This window comes from Microbacterium luteolum (genome assembly GCF_039533965.1).
Classification (GTDB): Bacteria; Actinomycetota; Actinomycetes; order Actinomycetales; family Microbacteriaceae; genus Microbacterium; species Microbacterium luteolum.
Genome location: NZ_BAAAUN010000001.1, coordinates 3,705,195 through 3,723,107 on the forward strand (window position 1 = coordinate 3,705,195; position 17,913 = coordinate 3,723,107).

Genomic DNA, 17,913 nt, shown 5'->3' on the forward strand with positions numbered 1-17,913 from the left:
TCGACACATGCGCGGCGGGGTATACGGCCCGATCGTAGAATGAGCGGTGGGCGGATCCGCCCGACATCCCCGGGAGTGAACGTGGCCCTCATCGTGCAGAAGTACGGCGGCTCCTCTGTCGCCGACGCAGAGAGCATCAAGCGCGTCGCCAAGCGCATCGTCGACACGCGTCGTGCCGGGCACGACGTGGTCGTCGCCGTCAGCGCGATGGGCGACACGACGGATGAGCTGCTCGACCTCGCGAACGAGGTCGCTCCCATCCCGGCGCCGCGTGAACTGGACATGCTGCTCTCCAGCGGTGAGCGCATCTCGATGGCGCTGCTGGCGATGGCCATCCACTCGATGGGCTTCGAGGCGCGCTCCTTCACCGGCAGCCAGGCCGGCATGATCACCGACTCGCAGCACGGCGCGGCCCGCATCGTCGATGTGACGCCCGTGCGTCTGCGCGAGGCGCTCGACGAGGGCGCGATCGTCATCGTCGCGGGCTTCCAGGGCTTCAACCGCGACACCCGCGACATCACGACCCTCGGCCGCGGCGGTTCCGACACCACGGCGGTCGCCCTGGCCGCAGCGCTCGGGGCCGACGTCTGCGAGATCTACAGCGACGTCGACGGCATCTTCACCGCTGACCCGCGGGTGATCCCGAAGGCGCAGAAGCTCGACCACGTCTCGACCGAGGAGATGCTCGAGCTCGCCGCCAACGGCGCCAAGGTGCTCTACATCCGCGCCGTCGAATACGCACGCCGTCACGGCGTTCTCATCCACGCCCGGTCGACGTTCTCGTCCGCCGAGGGCACGTACGTTCTGGGCGAGGGTATGAAGAACCCGCGCGAAGCCGAGGGAGCAGTCATGGAAGAACCGATCGTCGCCGGTGTGGCCACCGATTTCAGCCATGCCAAGATCACCGTCGCCGGCGTGCCCGACGTGCCGGGCAAGGCGGCGGAGATCTTCAAGATCGTCGCGAAGTCCGGGGCGAACGTCGACATGATCGTGCAGAACGTCTCCGCGACGGGCCGCACCGACATCTCGTTCACCGTGCCCAAGGCGGATGCCGCGGCAGCGCTCAAGGCCCTGGCCGCCGAGCAGAACGAGGTCGGGTTCCAGAACCTCGTGCACGACGACCAGATCGGCAAGCTCTCGGTCGTCGGCGCCGGCATGCGCACGCACTCCGGCGTCTCCGCGACGCTGTTCGAGGCCCTCTCGGCCGGCGGCATCAACATCGAGATGATCTCGACCTCCGAGATCCGCATCTCGGTCGTGCTGCGCGGTGACGATCTCGCCGAGGCAGCGCGCACGGTGCACACGGCCTACGGCCTCGACGGCGACTCCGACGTCACCGTCCACGCCGGTACCGGTCGCTGACCCACCGCCCTCGCGCTCGTGAGGGCACGGTAGACTCACCGCAACCCTGACACCGGCGCCAGGCGCGGCATCCGCATCCCGACGCTGCGCCCGACGCTTCGTACGCAGCATCCGCACGACGCCAAGGAACATCATGACCCGCATCTCCGATTCAGGACTCTCCGTCGCCATCGTCGGCGCCACCGGCCAGGTGGGCACCGTCATGCGCGAGATTCTCGCCGAGCGGGCGTTCCCGATCCGCGAGCTGCGGCTCTTCTCGTCGTCGCGCTCCGCCGGTACCGCGATCGAGTTCGGCGGCGCGACCGTGATCGTCGAAGACGTCGAGACGGCGGATGCCGCCGGCATCGACATCGCCCTGTTCTCGGCCGGCGCGACCGCCAGCCGCGCCTACGCGCCGCGCTTCGCGGAGGCGGGCGCCGTGGTCGTCGACAACTCGAGCGCCTGGCGCAACGACCCCGAGGTGCCCCTCGTCGTCAGCGAGGTCAACCCGCACGCGATCGATGATCGCCCCAAGGGCATCATCGCGAACCCGAACTGCACGACGATGGCGGCCATGCCCGTGCTGAAGGCGCTGCACGCCGATGCCGGCCTCGAGCGCCTGATCGTCTCGACGTACCAGGCCGTCTCCGGCTCCGGTCTCGCCGGTGCACAGGAGCTGCTCGGACAGGTCGAGGGCGTCCTCGCCCAGGGCGACACGCTCCGCCTCGTGCACGACGGCTCGGCGATCGACTTCCCTCAGCCGGAGAAGTACGTCGCCCCGATCGCCTTCGACGTCATCCCCTTCGCGGGCAACCTGGTCGACGACGGGCAGAACGAGACCGACGAGGAGAAGAAGCTCCGCAACGAGAGCCGCAAGATCCTCGAGCTGCCCGACCTCCGGGTCGCCGGCACCTGCGTGCGCGTGCCCGTGTTCACGGGGCACTCGCTCTCGATCCACGCGGAGTTCGCGAAGGACATCACCCCGGAACGCGCGACCGAGCTGCTCGCGGCGGCCCCCGGCGTCGCCCTCGAAGAGGTCCCGACCCCGCTGCAGGCCGCGGGCAAGGACCCGAGCTTCGTGGGCCGCATCCGGGCCGACCAGTCCGCACCCGAGGGCAAGGGTCTCGTGCTGTTCATCAGCAACGACAACCTGCGCAAGGGCGCGGCGCTCAACGCCGTGCAGATCGCCGAGGTGCTCGCCGAGCGCCTGGCCGTCATAGCCTGACCGCATCACCGCGATACCGATCCGGTCTCGTCGGACCTCCCGCGAGGCCATGGACTGGCTCTCGCGTCCGCGCAGTCGAACTAGACTGATCCGGTGACCGAAAACGTCGATGTCGTCCTGATCGGCGGTGGCATCATGAGCGCCACCCTGGGTACTCTGCTGCACGAACTGCAGCCGGAGTGGAAGATCGTCGCCTTCGAGCGACTCTCCGATGTGGCCCAGGAGAGTTCGAACCCCTGGAACAACGCCGGCACCGGTCACGCCGCCCTGTGCGAGCTGAACTACATGCCGCAGCAGGGTGATGCGCCTCTCGACCCGGCGAAGGCCGTCTCGATCAACGAGCAGTTCCAGCAGAGCCGCCAGTTCTGGTCGTCGCTGGTCGACAAGGGCGTGCTCGACGCGCCGTCGACGTTCATCAACGCGACCCCGCACATGACCTTCGTGCGCGGCGAGAAGGACGTCGCCTACCTCAAGGCCCGCTACGAGGTGCTCAAGGAGCAGCCGCTGTTCGCGGGCATCGAGTACAGCGAGGACTCGCGCGTCATCAACCAGTGGGCGCCGCTCCTCATGCAGCACCGCCGCAAGGGCGAGCCCTTCGCCGCCACGCGCGTTCCGGCGGGGACCGACGTCGACTTCGGCGCCCTCACCCATCAGCTGTTCGACCACCTCACCGCGTCCGGCGTCGAGCTGCGCACCAACCACGAAGTGCGCAGCCTGAAGAAGCAGAAGGACGGCGGCTGGCTGGTCAAGTACCGCACGACGGTCGGTCGCACCCCGAACGAGATCAAGGCGCGCTTCGTGTTCGTCGGCGCCGGCGGCTGGGCGCTCAAGCTGCTCCAGAACTCCGGCATCCCCGAGATCAGGGGCTACGGCGTCTTCCCCATCGGCGGCCAGTTCCTCAAGACCACGAACCCGAAGGTCGTCGCGCAGCACAAGGCGAAGGTGTACTCGCAGGCCTCGGTCGGCGCGCCGCCCATGTCGGTGCCGCACCTCGACACCCGCGTGGTCGGCGGCGAGGCCTCGCTCATGTTCGGTCCGTTCGCGACCTTCAGCCCCAAGTTCCTGAAGAACGGGTCGATGCTCGACATCGTCTCGCAGGTGCGTGCGCACAACCTGATGCCGATGCTGCAGGTCGCGGTCAAGAACCCCGACCTCATCACATATCTCGTGGGCGAGCTGCTGAAGAACCACGCGAAGAAGGTCGACAGCCTGCGCACCTTCATGCCCACCGCGAAGGACGAGGACTGGACGCTCATCGATGCCGGTCAGCGCGCGCAGGTCATGAAGAAGGACCCAAAGAAGGGCGGCATCCTCCAGTTCGGCACCGAGGTGGTCTCGTCGGCCGACGGATCGATCGCCGGCCTCCTTGGCGCCTCGCCCGGGGCGTCGACCGCGGTCCCGATCATGCTCCAGCTGCTCAAGACCTGCTTCCCGGCGGAGTACGCGGGCTGGGAGCCCGAGCTGCGCGCGCTCATCCCGACGTTCGGCGAGATGCTGAACAAGGATGCCGCGCTCGCGGAGGAGTCCACTGCGGCGACGGCCGCGACCCTCGGCATCAACGCCTGAGCCGGCACCGTGGCGAAGCTCTACTTCCGCTACGGCGCGATGAACTCGGGCAAGTCGACCTCGCTGCTGCAGGCCGCGTACAACTACGAGGAGCGCGGGCAGCATGTGCTGCTCGCCAAGCCCGCGATCGACACCAAGGGGGCGTCCGAGATCGCCAGCCGGCTCGGTGTCACGCGCGAGGTGGACTTCCTGATCGGCCCCGGTGACAACGCGCGGACCCTGTTCGCCGAGCATCGGGAGCGCATCCGACGTTCGGCCGAGGAGGAGCTGATCCCGAGCGGACCGGTCGATGTGGCCTGCCTCCTCATCGACGAGGCGCAATTCCTCACGCCGGAGCAGGTCGATGACCTGTTCCGGATCGCGATCGAGGAACGCATCCCGGTGATGGCCTACGGAATCCGCAACGACTTCCTGACCCACGCGTTCCCCGGCTCCGCGCGGCTGCTCGCGATCGCGCACTCGCTCGAGGAGCTCAAGACGATCTGCCGCTGCGGGCGGAAGGCCGTGTTCAACGGCCGCGTGATCGGAGGACGCTTCGTCTTCGACGGCGACCAGGTCGCGATCGACGAGGGGGCCGACGGCTCCGCCGCGCCGGAGCTCACGACCTACGAGTCGCTGTGCGGCACGTGCTACCTCGAGGAATCCGGCGGACGCCTGGGCTGACGCTCGCCCGGTCCGCCGTCTTCGCGGTCGCAATTCAGCAAGATCTCTCCCTCCGGCGGCGGAACGGCACCCGGGGGCGACAATCGGCGCGCTCTTGCTGAATTGTGCACGGGGTCGGCACGGCAACCGTCGGCGTTTGCGTGGTCTGACCACACGCGCTACTGTGGTCAGACCACACGCGAGAACCGCGCACGAGCAGAGGAGCACGGATGCCGGAGCAGCCCGCCCGCGCCTGGCGCCTCGTGCTCGAGCACATCGAGCGCGACCTGCTCGACGGCCGGCTCGGTCCCGGGGACCGGCTGGCCTCGGAACGGGACCTGGCGAGCGAACTCGGTGTCGGCCGCTCCAGTGTGCGGGAGGCGTTCCGCGTCCTCGAGGTGATGGGCCTGATCCGCACCGCCACAGGCTCTGGTCCGCAGTCCGGCGCGATCGTGATCGCCACGCCCACCGGCGGCATGTCGGCCCTCCTGCGACTCCAGGTCGCCGCCCAGGGGTTCCCGCTCGCCGATGTGGTGCAGACGCGTCTGGTGCTCGAAGACGCCGTCGTCGGCGCGATGGCGGCATCCGCTGAGCGGGACACCGTGCGCGCCCACGAACTCCTGGGGGCGATGGACGCGGCGGATCTGACGCCGGCGGAGTTCCTGGCTCTCGACGCGCAGCTGCACCTCTCCCTCGCCGAAGGCAGCGGCAACACCGTCATCGCGGCGATGATGGCGGGTCTGCGCTCGTCGATCGAGTCCTACGTGCAAGGCGGCGTCGAGGCGATCCCCGACTGGCACGCGATGGCCGATCGTCTGCGGGCGGAGCACCACGCGCTCGTCGCCGCGATCGACGTCGGCGATGCCGAGGCAGCCCGCTCCCTCGTGCGCGCGCACATCACCGGCTACTACACGCAGATCCTGACCCCCTGATCCTCACCCCCGATCCTGACCGAGAGGCACACCATGGTCCAGCGCCAGCTTCCCAACCCCGCCGAGCTGCTCGAGCTCATGAAGTTCAAGAAGCCCGAGCTCGACGGGCGCAAGCGTCGCCTCGACGCTGCCCTCACGATCGACGACCTGCGCTCGATCGCCAAGCGCCGCACGCCGAAGGCGGCCTTCGACTACACCGACGGCGCCGCCGAGGGCGAGCTCTCGCTCACCCGGGCGCGCCAGGCGTTCCAGGACGTCGAGTTCCACCCCGGCATCCTCCGCCCCGCGCCGACCGTCGACACCAGCGTCGACATCCTCGGCGGGCCATCCGCTCTGCCGTTCGGCATCGCGCCCACCGGCTTCACGCGCCTCATGCAGACGGAGGGCGAGGTCGCCGGCGCCGGGGCAGCGGCTGCCGCCGGCATCCCGTTCACCCTCTCGACGCTCGGCACGACGTCGATCGAGGGCGTGAAGGCTGCCAACCCTCAGGGACGGAACTGGTTCCAGCTGTATGTGATGCGCGACCGTGAGATCTCCTACGAGCTCACCCGCCGCGCCGCCGCCGCCGGCTTCGACACGCTGCAGTTCACGGTCGACACCCCGGTCGCCGGGGCCAGGCTGCGCGACAAGCGCAACGGCTTCAGCATCCCGCCTCAGCTGACGCTGGGTACGATCATCAACGCGATCCCGCGGCCGTGGTGGTGGTTCGACTTCCTCACCACCCCGAAGCTCGAGTTCGCCTCGCTGAGCACCACCGGCGGGACGGTCGGCGAACTGCTCGACGCCGCGATGGACCCGACGATCAGCTACGACGACCTCGCCGTGATCCGCGACATCTGGCCGGGGAAGCTCGTCATCAAGGGCGTGCAGAACGTCGAGGACTCGGTGCGGCTCCGCGACGCCGGCGTCGACGGCATCGTGCTCTCGAACCACGGCGGGCGCCAGCTCGACCGCGCCCCGATCCCGTTCCACCTGCTCCCCGAGGTCCGCAAGGCCGTCGGCGACGACTTCACCGTGATGGTCGACACCGGCATCATGAACGGCGCCGACATCGTGGCCGCGGTGGCGCTGGGAGCGGACTTCACGCTCATCGGGCGCGCCTACCTCTACGGCCTGATGGCGGGAGGGCGCCAGGGCGTCGATCGCACGATCGCGATCCTCCGCGGCGAGATCGAGCGCACGATGCGGCTGCTCGGCGTCTCGTCGCTCGCGGAGCTCGAACCCGGCCACGTCACGCAGCTCACTCGGCTCGTGCCGGTGTCGCGCGCGGCGACGGAGGCCGTCGTCCGCTGAGCGGAGGAGCGGTCAGGCCTGCGTCACTGCGGCCCGCGCGCGCGGCGGCCAGGGGACGAGCATCGACGTGGTGCGCCGGTATTCCGCATAGGCGGGGTACTTGCTCGCCGTGATCGACTCGGTGAAGATCGTCGAGCCGATGAAGAGGACGGTCAGCAGCGCGGGCCCGACGATCGTCGGGTTCAGCGCTCCGCCGAGGATGCCGGCGCCCCCGGCCATCGCGGCGGTCGCGCCGACGGCGTAGAACGCCCACCACTGCGCCTGCTCGAAGAAGAAGTTGGGGTGGCGGCTGTAACGGAAGAGCCCGCCGGTCGCGAAGCCGGGGGCGAGCGCGCCTCCCGCATCCTTCTTGCGCTGATGGAACCGCCACTGCTGCTGATCGGCCACCGTCTCACCCACGAGGAAGCCGACGAAGGCGATCACGAAGACCGCATCCCATCCGGTGAGTGCCGAGGGATTCTGCGCAGCGATGGAGGCGGGCAGTGTGATGAGCACCAGCAGGGTCATCTGGTAGCCGATGATGAACAGCGCATTGAACACCTGGAACTGCCAGGGCCTCATCCGCCGGCGCAGGATCGCCCACCGGTAGTCCTCCATGCCGGAGTAGCCGCCCTTGCGAGCGAAGTTGAACGTCAGGCGTGCTCCCCACGCGGTGGCGAGGACGCCCATCAGCACCACGCGCACCGACCCGTCACCCGCGGCGAAGGCGCCGGCGACGAAGATCCACACGTAGACGACCGGCACGATCGACCAGGCGCGATCCACCCACGAGGTGTCCCGGGTGATCAGTGAGAGCAGCCAACAGGCGAGGCTGGCGATCGCGGCCACGATGATGACGATCAGCAGGGCATCCATGACGCCATGCTAGAGCGCTGTCGCGGCTCCGCGGCGATTCAGAGCGTCGGGAGCAGCGCGTCGAGCCTGTCGGCGGTGTCCTCCCAGCCGTCGACCGCGACGGAGGGCACACCGATCGCGAGCACCGGGTAGTCGTTCCCGCCTTCGTCGAGACGGTCGCCGTAGAAGAGCATGGCGGAGAGGGGGATGCCGGTGTGCTCGGCGAGCCGCTGCATCCCGAACGCCTTGTCGATGCCGGCCTGCGTGATGTCGATCGAGGTCGACCCGCCGGAGCGCACCTCGAGTCCGGGAAGCCGTGCGCTGACGGCGTCGCGCAGGAGCGAGCGCTTGGCGCCCGTCGGGTCCCACGCGTGCTTCGCCTCGCGCGGCGCGCGCTGGCCGAGGGCCGAGAAGGTGATCTGCGATCCGCGGTCCTCGAGGATCTCGCCCCAGGGCTCGGGCTCCCACAGGCCCAGGCGCTCGGCCTCCTCGCGGAGCGCGGTCAGCGCGGCGGTCTTCTCCGCGTTGCTGAGATCGTGCGCATACACCGGCGTGAAGTCCGAGCCGTCGTGCCGCAGGTAGCGCGTGCCGCACGTCGGCAGCAGGTGCAGGCGGGCGAGGTCGGCGGCATCCGCATCGCCCAGCCGGGCGATCACCTGCGTGCGGAACTGCGCCTCGTTGCCGCCGGAGATGATCGCGACGTCGACCGAGCGCAGCAGCGCCTGCAGGAGGTCGGCGATGCGCTGGTCGATCAGGCCCTTGGAGGGGGCGAGCGTGTCGTCGAGGTCGAAGGCGACGAGTGCGGGAGCGGTCATGATGCCTCCAGCGTAGGAGATGGCTGCGGAGCTCGGCGCACGGCGAAGGCGAGCGTGCAGAGCACGGCGAAGGCCACTCCCGCCGTGGCGCCTGATGAATTGGCGATCACGTCGGTCACCGTCGCGGCGCGGTGGGGCAGGGCGACGCGCTGCGCGGCCTCGATGGAGAGGGACACCAGCGGCCCGACCAGCAGCGACAGCAGCCACACGCGCCGGGGGAGAAGGAGGAAGGCGAGCACCCCGACGGGGAGGAACACCAGGATGTTGGCGAGGACCTCGAGACGGGTGAAGTCGAGTGCGGTCCAGCCGAGCCGGTGGACCACGGAGAGCACGAGGTCCAGCAGGTTCGGCATCGAGTCCTCGACGCGCGACGGCGTCAACGTCAGTACGGCGAGGCCGGCGAGGAAGGGGATGCCGAGGACGAGCGCCCAGGCGCGGGTGTAACGGCGCGGCGGCGGGAGCAGAGAGCCCATGAGTCCCTTCCGTGCGCGTTCTCCGTACAGAGAAGGCCGCCCCTGAGGGGCGGCCTTCCGGTGTCACTGGTCGGGGTGACAGGATTTGAACCTGCGACCTCTTCGTCCCGAACGAAGCGCGCTACCAAGCTGCGCCACACCCCGTTTGCAACCCTCCGAGTCTACAGGGAAATGTCCCGTGCGCCGAATCGTGCGCGCGATCAGGCCCGAGGGGTCAGAGTGAGCAGCGTCGCCTCCGGACGGCAGGCGAAACGGACCGGCGCGTAGATGGAGTGACCGCACCCGGCGCTGACGTTCAGGGGCACGGAGCGGGCACCGTGCGACCAGGTGCTGAGTCCCTTGGCCTGCTTCAGCGGGATGTCGCAGTTCGCCACCAGGGCCCCGTAGCCGGGGAGGCAGACCTGACCGCCGTGCGTGTGACCGCCGAAGATCGCGTCAGCGCCGAGGCTCGTGAATCCGTTGAGGATGCGCTGGTAGGGGGCATGCGTGACGCCGAGCTTCGTGATGCCGGCATCCGGTGCTCCGAGGTCGCTGATCGCGGCGGGGAGCAGATCGAGCCGATCCCAGTCGCGGTGCGCGTCGTTCACGCCGAAGAAGTCGACCGTGTTGCCGGCGACGGTCAGCCGCGCGGCCGCGTTGTCGAGATCGGTCCAGCCGAGCTCCTCGGTGAAGTACCGGTCCATCGCCTCGGTGTCGAGGGTCTCGGGCTCCTGCTGCTTCTTCGACGGGCCGAGGAAGTAGCGCAGCGGGTTGCGTGGAGACGGCCCGACGACATCGTTCGAGCCGTGCACGAACACACCGGGGATGCCGGCGAACGGATCGAACGAACGGCGGATGCCTTCGAGCCCGTCGCGATGACCCAGATTGTCGCCGGTGTTGACAACGAGGTCGGGCTTCAGCTGCGCGAGGGATGCCAGCCAGTCCTGCTTGCGATGCTGCCAGGGGGCCATGTGCGCGTCCGAGATGTGCAGGACGCGGATCGGCGCCGAGCCGGGTGCGAGGGCCGGGGCCGTCTCCTCGCGAAGCGTGAAGAGGTAGCGCTCGATGCCGATGCCCCACACCGCCGCCGCGACACCCGCGGCCCCCACCGCGCCGAGCGCGATGAGGGCCGGGTGTGCGGAGCGGCCGGAGGCTACTGGCACGTCACGCCGACCTGGGCGGCCTTGCTGGCCGCGGCGCCCGGGGCGGGATCCGATCCGGTCACGGTGGCCGTCGGAGGATTGCACGACGCGTCGAAGCTGATCTTCGTGAAGCCTGCCGCGATCAGAGCGGCCTGCGCCTGCGCCTTCGACATCCCCACCAGGTTCGCGGGCACGGTCGTGCCGGAACCGTTGCTGGTGGCGACCGTGATGGTCGCGCCGGCCGGAGCCTGGCCGTTCGGATCCTGAGCTGCCACGAGACCGGCGGCGAGGTTGCTGTCGACCTCTCCACCTTGCGAGAACTGGAAGCCTGCGCCCTCGAGTGTGGCCTTCGCGGCGTCCACGGTCATGCCGACCACGCTCGGCACGTCGGTCAGGACGACCTTGGTGAGGTTGCGGTCGGGCTGCGGGAAGTCGTCGCCGCCGTAGGCCGCGTTCGCGGCGGCCTGCGCCACCTCGGCCAGCGGGTAGCGCAGATCGTTGAGCTGCCAATCGCCGTACCACTCGCGGTAGATGTTGTCCTGCCCCTGCGAACGGCCGACCCAGACGGCGGTCGCGACCTTGGTGCTGGACTCGATCATCATCGTGCCGTACTCGTTGTGCGTGCCTGTCTTGCCGATCAGCGGTGTGCCGTCGCCCGGGTTGGCCCGGCTTCCCGTGCCCCCCGAGTTCATGACGCCCTGGAGCGCGTATGCGGCGGTCGCCGCGACCTCGGGACTGATGACACCGGCGGTGCAGGACGATGCCGGGAGCTCGCGGTCCTTGCCGTCGGCGCCGATGACGCGATCGATCGCGCGGGGGGTGCACAGGGTGCCACCGCTCGCGACCGTCGCGTAGGCGTTCGCCATGGCCAGCGGGGAGATGTTCTTCGAGCCGAGGACGTCGAAGGGGACGTTGCTCTCGGTGGTCTTCTCACCCGTCGCGACGGTGACGCCCATGCGATCAGCCACCTTGTTGATGTCGCAGAGGTCGAGCTTGGAGGCCATCGCGAAGAACCCGCTGTTCAGCGAGTTCTTGGTGAAGTCCATGACGGTGCCGGTGTATCCCGCCGCGCTGTTGAAGTTTCCGATCTCCCGGGTGTTGGCGGTCATGGTGCCGCCGCCGCAGGCCGCGGCGGTGAACTTCATGTTCGTCTGCAGGCTGCCGTCGACCCGCTCGTTGACGGAGTGCCCCTTCTCGAGCCAGTCGATCAGGGTGAAGAGCTTGTAGGTCGACCCGACGGGGAAACCGACCGAGTCACCGTTCTTCTTGTCACCGGCGAACACGAGCGAGGTGTAATCCGGACTGTCTTCGATCGTCTCGCTGAACAGGGTGTTCTGCGTCATCGAGAGGATGCGGCCGGTGCCGACCTCGATCGACGTGCCCGCGGCACCGAAGTACGCGCCGTAGCTCGTCGGGACGATGTCGGCCATCGTCTGGGCCGCCGGCTCCTGGATGCGGAAGTCCAGCGTGGTGAAGATCTTCAGGCCGCCGCGGCGAAGCAGATCACGACGCTCCTGCAGGGTTTCTCCGAAGGAAGGGTCCGTCTCGATGATCGACTTCACGTACTGGCAGAAGTACGCACTGCGGCCGGCGGACGCGCAACCCTGCGTCGGCGGGTTGAGCAGCGGCTCGATGGCAGAGGCATCCGCCTCGTCGTACTGCGCCTGCGTGATCTTGCCGTCGGTGAGCATGCGGCCGAGCACGTAGTGGCGCCGATCCTTGGTCAGCGAGTACCCGTCTTCCGCACCGTTCACCGCGGCGCCGTCGTCGTTCGTCGACGTGCCCTCCGGCTGGTCGATGCGGAAGGTGTTCGGGTTCTGCACGATGCCGGCCAGCGTCGCGGCCTGCGCGACAGTGAGGTTCGCGGCGGTCGTGGAGAAGTAGTAGTTGGCGGCGGACTCGATGCCGTAGACCGTGCCGCCGAAGTTGGCGATGTTCAGGTAGCCGAGCAGGATGTCGTTCTTCGAGACGTCCTTCTCGATCTGGATCGCGTAGCGCATCTCCTGCAGCTTGCGCTCGATGCCCTTGCTGCCGACCGCGTTCGTCGCATCGAGCCAGCACTGCTGGAGCTCTTCCGAGTACGTCTCGGAGGTCGTGTCGACTTCCTGCTCGCACTGCTGGATCAGCACGTTCTTGACGAACTGCTGGCTGATCGTCGAAGCGCCGCGGCTGGAGGTGCCGCGCACGTTGTCGACCAGAGCCTTCACCGTGGCGCCGACGTTCACGCCGCCATGGCTGTAGAAGTTCTTGTCCTCACTCGAGAGGATCGCGTCGTACAGCGCCGGGGCGACCTGGTCATAGGTCACCGGAACGCGGTTCTGCTCGTAGAAGGAGGCGAGCTCGACCGGGGTGCCGTCAGGTGCCGTGGCGTAGATGGTCGACTGCTCCATCGGAGTACCCGGGTTGAGGTTCTCGGGGAGCTGGTCGAAAAGAGTCAGTGCCTGGGTGCCGGCGACACCGGTCATCGCGAGGACCGGAGTGACGCTCGCAGTGACCAGGAGACCGGCGACGGCGCTCAGGCCGACGAGCCCGACGAGACCGCCGAGCACACCTCTCACCGTTCGATTCTTCTTTTGGGGCATACGCTTGATCGTAGGGGAGTTCCCTGAATACCGCCTTTGACAGGAGTGCCATGACCACGTGGGAATACCTGACCACGCCGCTGCTGATCCACAACACGGCAGCGATCCTCAACAACTGGGGCAAGCAGGGTTGGGAGCTGGTCCAGGTCGTGCAGGGTCCGGAGGGCGGTCTCGTCGCCTACCTGAAGCGCCCCGTGACCTCTGACGCCTCGGCGAATGCGGGCCTCGCCGCCGCGGCCGAGGCCGCTCGGCAGTTCGAGGGAGGCGCCGCATGAGCGTTTCCGCGCGCCTCGCCGAGCTCGGCATCGACCTGCCTGCCGTCGCCGCCCCGGTGGCCGCGTACGTGCCGGCCGTGGTGCACGGCGGTCTCGTCTACACGTCGGGGCAGCTGCCGTTCATCGACGGCGCCCTCCCCGCGATCGGCAAGGTCGGCTCCCAGGTCACCGCCGAGGATGCGAAGGCCTACGCCCGCACGTGCGCGCTGAACGCGCTCGCCGCGGCAGCGGATGCCGCCGGAGGCGTCGACCACATTGCCGGCGTGCTGCGACTCGGCGGATTCGTGGCATCCGCTGCGGCGTTCACCGGTCAGCCCGGCGTCATCAACGGCGCGAGCGAAGTGCTCGGCGAGATCTTCGGTGATGCCGGGCGCCACGCCCGCGCGGCCGTGGGTGTGGCCGAGCTCCCGCTCGGCAGCCCCGTCGAGGTCGAGGTCACCTTCATCCTCGCCTGACGCCGCGGCATCCAGATGCAGAACGCCCCTTCCCGGATCCGGGAAGGGGCGTTCTCTTCGTCGGCCTACTTGACCTGCGCCGAGATGATGCTCATGACGGCGGTGTCGGCCAGCGTCGTGGTGTCGCCGACCTCCCGGCCTTCCGCGACATCGCGCAGCAGGCGGCGCATGATCTTTCCCGAGCGCGTCTTCGGCAGCTCGCCGACGATGTACACGTCGCGAGGACGAGCGATCGCGCCGATCTGCTCGCCGACCCAGAGGCGCAGCAACTGCGCGAGTCCTGCGGGGTCGTGGCCGGCGAGGTAGCTCTCCTTGATGATCACGAAGGCGACCACCGCCTGGCCCGTGGTCTCATCCGAGGCGCCGACGACCGCCGCCTCGGCCGTGGCCTCGTGCGCCACGAGAGAGGATTCGATCTCGGCGGTCGAGAGCCGGTGGCCGGACACGTTCATCACATCGTCGACGCGTCCGAGGAGCCAGAGATCGCCGTCCTCGTCGAGCCGTGCGCCGTCACCGGCGAAGTAGTAGCCCTGGTCCTCGAACTTCTCCCAGTACGTCTCGCGGAAGCGCTCGGGGTCGCCCCAGATACCGCGCAGCATGCTGGGCCACGGCTCGGTGACGACGAGCAGTCCGCCGCTGCCGTTGCCGACCTCGACGCCCTTCTCGTCGACCACGTCGATCGAGATGCCGGGCAGCGGCACCTGCGCGGAGCCGGGCTTGGTGGCGGTGACCCCGGGGAGGGCCGAGACCATGATCGCGCCCGTCTCGGTCTGCCACCAGGTGTCGACGATCGGCGCCTTGTTCGCGCCGATGACCTCGCGGTACCACATCCACGCCTCGGGGTTGATGGGTTCGCCCACCGAGCCGAGCAGGCGCAGGGACGAGAGATCGAACTTCGCCGGGATGCTGCGGCCGATCTTCATGAACGAGCGGATCGCCGTCGGTGCGGTGTAGAAGATCGAGACCTTGTACTTCTCGATGATCTCCCACCAGCGGCCGGGGTGCGGAGCATCCGGTGTGCCCTCGTACAGCACCTGCGTGGCGCCGTTGGCGAGCGGACCGTAAGCGACGTACGAGTGCCCGGTCACCCAGCCGATGTCGGCGGTGCACCAGTACACGTCCGTCTCCGGGTGCAGATCGAACACGTACTTGTGCGAGTACGCGGCCTGGGTGAGGTAGCCGCCGGACGTGTGCAGGATGCCCTTCGGCTTCCCGGTGGTGCCGGAGGTGTAGAGGATGAAGAGCGGATTCTCGGCGGGGAAGGCCTCGGCGGCGTGCTCGGCGGATGCCGCGGGCACGGCGTCGTGCCACCAGACGTCGCGGCCCTCCACCCAATCGACGTCGTTGCCGCCGCGCTTCACGACGAGCACGTGCTCGACCGTCTGCTGCTCGCCTTCGCCGCGGTCGCCGAGAGCCTGATCGACGGCAGGCTTGAGTGCGGAGACCTTGCCCTTGCGGTAGCCCCCGTCTGCCGTGATGACGACCTTGGCGCCGGCGTCGTCGATGCGCGCACGCAGGCTGTCGGCGCTGAAGCCGCCGAAGACCACGGAGTGGATGGCGCCGAGCCGCGCGACAGCGAGCATCGCCGCGATGGCCTCGGGAATCATCGGCAGGTAGATGGCGACCCGGTCGCCCTGGCCGACGCCGAAGCCGGCGAGCACGTTCGCCGTGCGCTTGACCTCATCGGTGAGCTCGGCGTAGGAGATGCTGCGGCTGTCGCCGGGCTCGCCTTCCCAGTGCAGCGCGATCCGGTCGCCGTTGCCCTCCTCGACGTGGCGGTCGAGGCAGTTGTACGCGACGTTCAGCTCGCCGTCGTCGAACCACTTCGCGAACGGCGGATTCGTCCAGTCGAGCACCTGCGTGAACGGCTTGTGCCAGTGCAGGAGATCGCGGGACTGCTCGCCCCAGAATGCCTCGCGGTCAGCAGACGCGCGCTCGTAGAGCTCGGGCGACGACACGGACTGGGCGACGAATTCCTCCGACGGCGGGAACTTCCTGGTCTCGTCGAGAAGGTGGTCGATCTGGCTGCTCATCGGCAGGCGCTCCTTTGCGGCATCACGGGTCATGCGGGCACGGCGTGACTCTGCCACCGCCGTGTCAGGGCGAATCTATCCTCGCGGTCCGACGTCGCATACTGCCGAAAGTCAGTAGTGGAGCGGGTTTTGTCAGGACGGTCGCCTTGCGTACACTCGACGACAGCCGAATTCTCATTCGTGCCTTGGTGCGCCCGATTCCCCCGATCGCGGCCCGCCGTGGGCGACATCTCATTCCCCCCGTGAGATGTCGCCCATTTCCGTTGGGAGCGCTCTCGCTCGCAACCGTTGCCGCACCTTCTCCCGGTTCTGCACGGAACCCCGATCCCGGGGCTTCTGCACAGCACGCGGTGTCGAACGCTGTGCGGCCGTCGCGGCGACCGTGGCCCGGCATAGCTTCGCGTCATGGCCGATTCCTTCGTCATCCAGCCCCGAGGCGGAACGCGCTCAGCGCTCGCTGCGGCGAACGTCCCCGAGCAGCGGCGTCTGGATCCCGCCTTCGGACCGCTCGCCGAGCACTGCACCGACGATGCGGTGACGGATGTGTTCGTGAACGGCGCCGACGGACTGTTCGTCGATCGGGGGAACGGGACGGAGCCCGTACCCACCTGGAGGGCGTCCGAGCGCGAAGTCCGCGATCTGGCGGTGGCGCTCGTCGGACTCGGCGGCCGGCACCTCGACGATCAGGCGCCGTGCGTCGATGTGCGCCTCGACTCCGGCATCCGCGTCCACGCCGTCCTGGCGCCGGTGTCGACGTCGGGCACGGCCCTGTCCATCCGCATCCCTCGCGTGCGCGCCGCCGACCTCGACGCGCTCGCGGCGCTCGGATCGTTCGATGCTCGCCAGCAGAGCTGGCTCCTGGGACTGGTCGCCGAGCGGGCCAACGTTCTCATCACGGGAGGAACGGGCACGGGGAAGACGACCTTGCTCTCGGCGCTCCTGTCCGAGGTCTCCGCCGCCGAGCGCATCGTGACGATCGAAGACGTCGCCGAGCTCCGTCCGCGTCACCCTCATCACGTCGCCCTCGAGGCGCGCCAGGCCAACCTCGAGGGAGCGGGCGGGATCAGCCTCGCCCGGCTGGTGCGCGAGTCGCTGCGCATGCGGCCCGATCGACTCGTGGTGGGGGAGTGCCGCGGCGAAGAGGTGAGGGAGCTGCTCACCGCGCTCAACACCGGACACGACGGCGGCGCGGGCACCCTGCACGCGAGCGGACTGCGCGACGTGCCGGCACGTCTCGAGGCGCTCGGTGCTCTCGCCGGGATGGACGCCACAGCTCTCGCCCGGCAGGCCGTCAGTGCCTTCACGATCGTGCTGCACCTCGAGCGGGCACCCGACGGCACCCGGCGCATCGCCCAAGCAGGGCGGCTCGCTCTCAGCGGGGACCGGCTCGACATCGAAGAGGTCCGGCCGTGGTGATGCGGTTCGGCCGGTCGGCCGTGGTCGAACCCGACGGGGCGGATGCGGCGACCTCGGTGCAGACCCTCGCCGTGCTGCTCCAAGCGGGCGCCGTGCCGCTCGTCGCCTGGCGACACCTCGCCGAGACCGGCGATCGGCATGCCGCATCCGTCGTGGACCGCGTCGCCTCCGGAACGCCGCTGCTCGCCGCGATCGAGGCCGAGGGCGGAGCGTGGGCCGATCTGGCTGCCGCGTGGGAGATCGCGACGACCGTCGGTGCGCCACTGGCCGAAGTGCTGCGGATGATCGCCGAGACGCTTCGCGACGCGGCCTCCGCGGCCGACGATGTGCGGATCGCGCTCGCGGAGCCCGCGGGAACGGCGCGCCTGCTGCTGTGGATGCCGTTCGCCGGACTGCTCCTGGGCTTCGCCCTCGGCTTCGACACGCTGGGCGTGATCCTCGGCAATCCGCTCGGCGGTGCGTGCGTGGTGGCCGGTCTGCTCCTGGTGGTCGCCGCACGTCAGTGGACGCGGAGGCTGCTGAAGAAGGCGCGCCCCGCGCCGGGCACCCCCGGCATGAGGGCGGAGCTGGTCGCCGTCGCGCTCGCCGGCGGCGCCTCCATCGACCGGGCGCTGCGGCTCGTCGCGGAGAGCGCCGTCTCCGGCGCCGGAGAGGAGGAGCGCGTGAGGACCGTGCTGGATCTCTCCCGCGCAGCAGGTGTGCCGGCGGGTGAACTGCTCCGAGCGGCCGCGGCCCAGGACCGGCACTCCGCCCGGGTGCAGGGCCGCCTGCGCGCGGCGAAGCTCTCCACGCGCCTGCTCATCCCGCTCGGCGTCTGCACGCTGCCGGCCTTCCTCCTGCTGGGCGTGGCTCCGCTGCTGCTCAGCGTGCTCGCCTCGACGCCGCTGCCCTTGTGAACCACCGACGACGC

Annotated in this window: 16 protein-coding genes and 1 tRNA gene; 10 read left to right on the forward strand and 7 right to left on the reverse strand. The window is 69.2% G+C overall.

Annotated features, from left to right (window positions below; all coding sequences use genetic code 11):
* Nucleotides 1–81: 81 nt before the first annotated feature.
* From ABD648_RS18005 to ABD648_RS18030, 6 genes are all read left to right on the forward strand, one after another.
* Nucleotides 82–1,362 carry an aspartate kinase gene (locus ABD648_RS18005; RefSeq protein ID WP_282216310.1) on the forward strand — a complete coding sequence of 427 codons (1,281 nt, stop codon included), beginning with the start codon at nt 82–84 and terminating at the stop codon, nt 1,360–1,362.
* A 133-nt stretch (nt 1,363–1,495) separates the two neighbouring features.
* The gene (locus ABD648_RS18010; protein WP_282216311.1) at nt 1,496–2,566 is read left to right on the forward strand and encodes an aspartate-semialdehyde dehydrogenase; all 1,071 of its coding nucleotides are present in this window, start codon (nt 1,496–1,498) and stop codon (nt 2,564–2,566) included.
* Nucleotides 2,567–2,659: 93 nt separating this feature from the next.
* Nucleotides 2,660–4,132 (forward strand): malate:quinone oxidoreductase, encoded by a 1,473-nt coding sequence (locus ABD648_RS18015; RefSeq protein WP_282216312.1) that lies wholly within the window; start codon nt 2,660–2,662, stop codon nt 4,130–4,132.
* Between the two features lie 9 nt (nt 4,133–4,141).
* Nucleotides 4,142–4,795: a thymidine kinase gene (locus ABD648_RS18020; RefSeq protein ID WP_282216313.1), complete on the forward strand. Its 654-nt coding sequence runs from the start codon at nt 4,142–4,144 to the stop codon at nt 4,793–4,795.
* Nucleotides 4,796–5,004: 209 nt separating this feature from the next.
* Nucleotides 5,005–5,706, forward strand: coding sequence for a FadR/GntR family transcriptional regulator (locus ABD648_RS18025; protein WP_282216314.1), 702 nt, complete (start codon nt 5,005–5,007; stop codon nt 5,704–5,706).
* Nucleotides 5,707–5,739: 33 nt separating this feature from the next.
* Nucleotides 5,740–6,999, forward strand: a complete 1,260-nt coding sequence (locus tag ABD648_RS18030) for an alpha-hydroxy acid oxidase (protein ID WP_282216315.1) — start codon at nt 5,740–5,742, stop codon at nt 6,997–6,999.
* 12 nt (nt 7,000–7,011) lie between these two features.
* Here the strand turns inward: ABD648_RS18030 and ABD648_RS18035 are convergent, their stop codons facing one another.
* The 6 genes from ABD648_RS18035 to ABD648_RS18060 form a co-directional block, all read right to left on the reverse strand.
* Nucleotides 7,012–7,854: a DUF1295 domain-containing protein gene (locus ABD648_RS18035; protein ID WP_282216316.1), complete on the reverse strand. Its 843-nt coding sequence runs from the start codon at nt 7,852–7,854 to the stop codon at nt 7,012–7,014.
* 38 nt (nt 7,855–7,892) lie between these two features.
* Nucleotides 7,893–8,648: an HAD-IIB family hydrolase gene (locus ABD648_RS18040; RefSeq protein WP_282216317.1), complete on the reverse strand. Its 756-nt coding sequence runs from the start codon at nt 8,646–8,648 to the stop codon at nt 7,893–7,895.
* Nucleotides 8,645–9,121: a VanZ family protein gene (locus tag ABD648_RS18045; RefSeq protein WP_282216318.1), complete on the reverse strand. Its 477-nt coding sequence runs from the start codon at nt 9,119–9,121 to the stop codon at nt 8,645–8,647. Before ABD648_RS18045 ends, ABD648_RS18040 begins: the two co-directional genes overlap by 4 nt.
* Before the next feature lie 67 nt (nt 9,122–9,188).
* A tRNA-Pro gene (locus ABD648_RS18050) sits at nt 9,189–9,265 on the reverse strand.
* Nucleotides 9,266–9,321: 56 nt separating this feature from the next.
* A complete protein-coding gene (locus tag ABD648_RS18055; RefSeq protein ID WP_282216319.1) occupies nt 9,322–10,263 on the reverse strand; it encodes a metallophosphoesterase in 942 nt (313 codons plus the stop codon).
* On the reverse strand, nt 10,254–12,800 hold the full coding sequence (locus ABD648_RS18060) for a transglycosylase domain-containing protein (RefSeq protein WP_282216320.1): 2,547 nt from the start codon (nt 12,798–12,800) through the stop codon (nt 10,254–10,256). The genes ABD648_RS18055 and ABD648_RS18060 overlap by 10 nt, the downstream gene beginning before the upstream one ends.
* Before the next feature lie 74 nt (nt 12,801–12,874).
* Here ABD648_RS18060 and sp36 point away from each other — a divergent pair, with 74 nt between their 5' ends.
* Nucleotides 12,875–13,099, forward strand: coding sequence for a Sp36 family protein (sp36, locus tag ABD648_RS18065; protein ID WP_116635780.1), 225 nt, complete (start codon nt 12,875–12,877; stop codon nt 13,097–13,099).
* On the forward strand, nt 13,096–13,554 hold the full coding sequence (locus ABD648_RS18070; RefSeq protein WP_282216321.1) for a RidA family protein: 459 nt from the start codon (nt 13,096–13,098) through the stop codon (nt 13,552–13,554). Before sp36 ends, ABD648_RS18070 begins: the two co-directional genes overlap by 4 nt.
* Before the next feature lie 65 nt (nt 13,555–13,619).
* Here ABD648_RS18070 and acs read toward each other — a convergent pair whose 3' ends face one another.
* Entirely contained in the window at nt 13,620–15,587 is a 1,968-nt protein-coding gene (gene acs / locus ABD648_RS18075; protein ID WP_282216322.1) for an acetate--CoA ligase, read from the reverse strand.
* Nucleotides 15,588–15,992: 405 nt separating this feature from the next.
* Here acs and ABD648_RS18080 point away from each other — a divergent pair, with 405 nt between their 5' ends.
* Together ABD648_RS18080 and ABD648_RS18085 are read left to right on the forward strand one after the other, a co-directional pair.
* On the forward strand, nt 15,993–17,003 hold the full coding sequence (locus ABD648_RS18080) for a TadA family conjugal transfer-associated ATPase (protein ID WP_282216323.1): 1,011 nt from the start codon (nt 15,993–15,995) through the stop codon (nt 17,001–17,003).
* Nucleotides 17,003–17,899 carry a type II secretion system F family protein gene (locus tag ABD648_RS18085; protein WP_282217450.1) on the forward strand — a complete coding sequence of 299 codons (897 nt, stop codon included), beginning with the start codon at nt 17,003–17,005 and terminating at the stop codon, nt 17,897–17,899. Before ABD648_RS18080 ends, ABD648_RS18085 begins: the two co-directional genes overlap by 1 nt.
* Nucleotides 17,900–17,913: the final 14 nt, after the last annotated feature.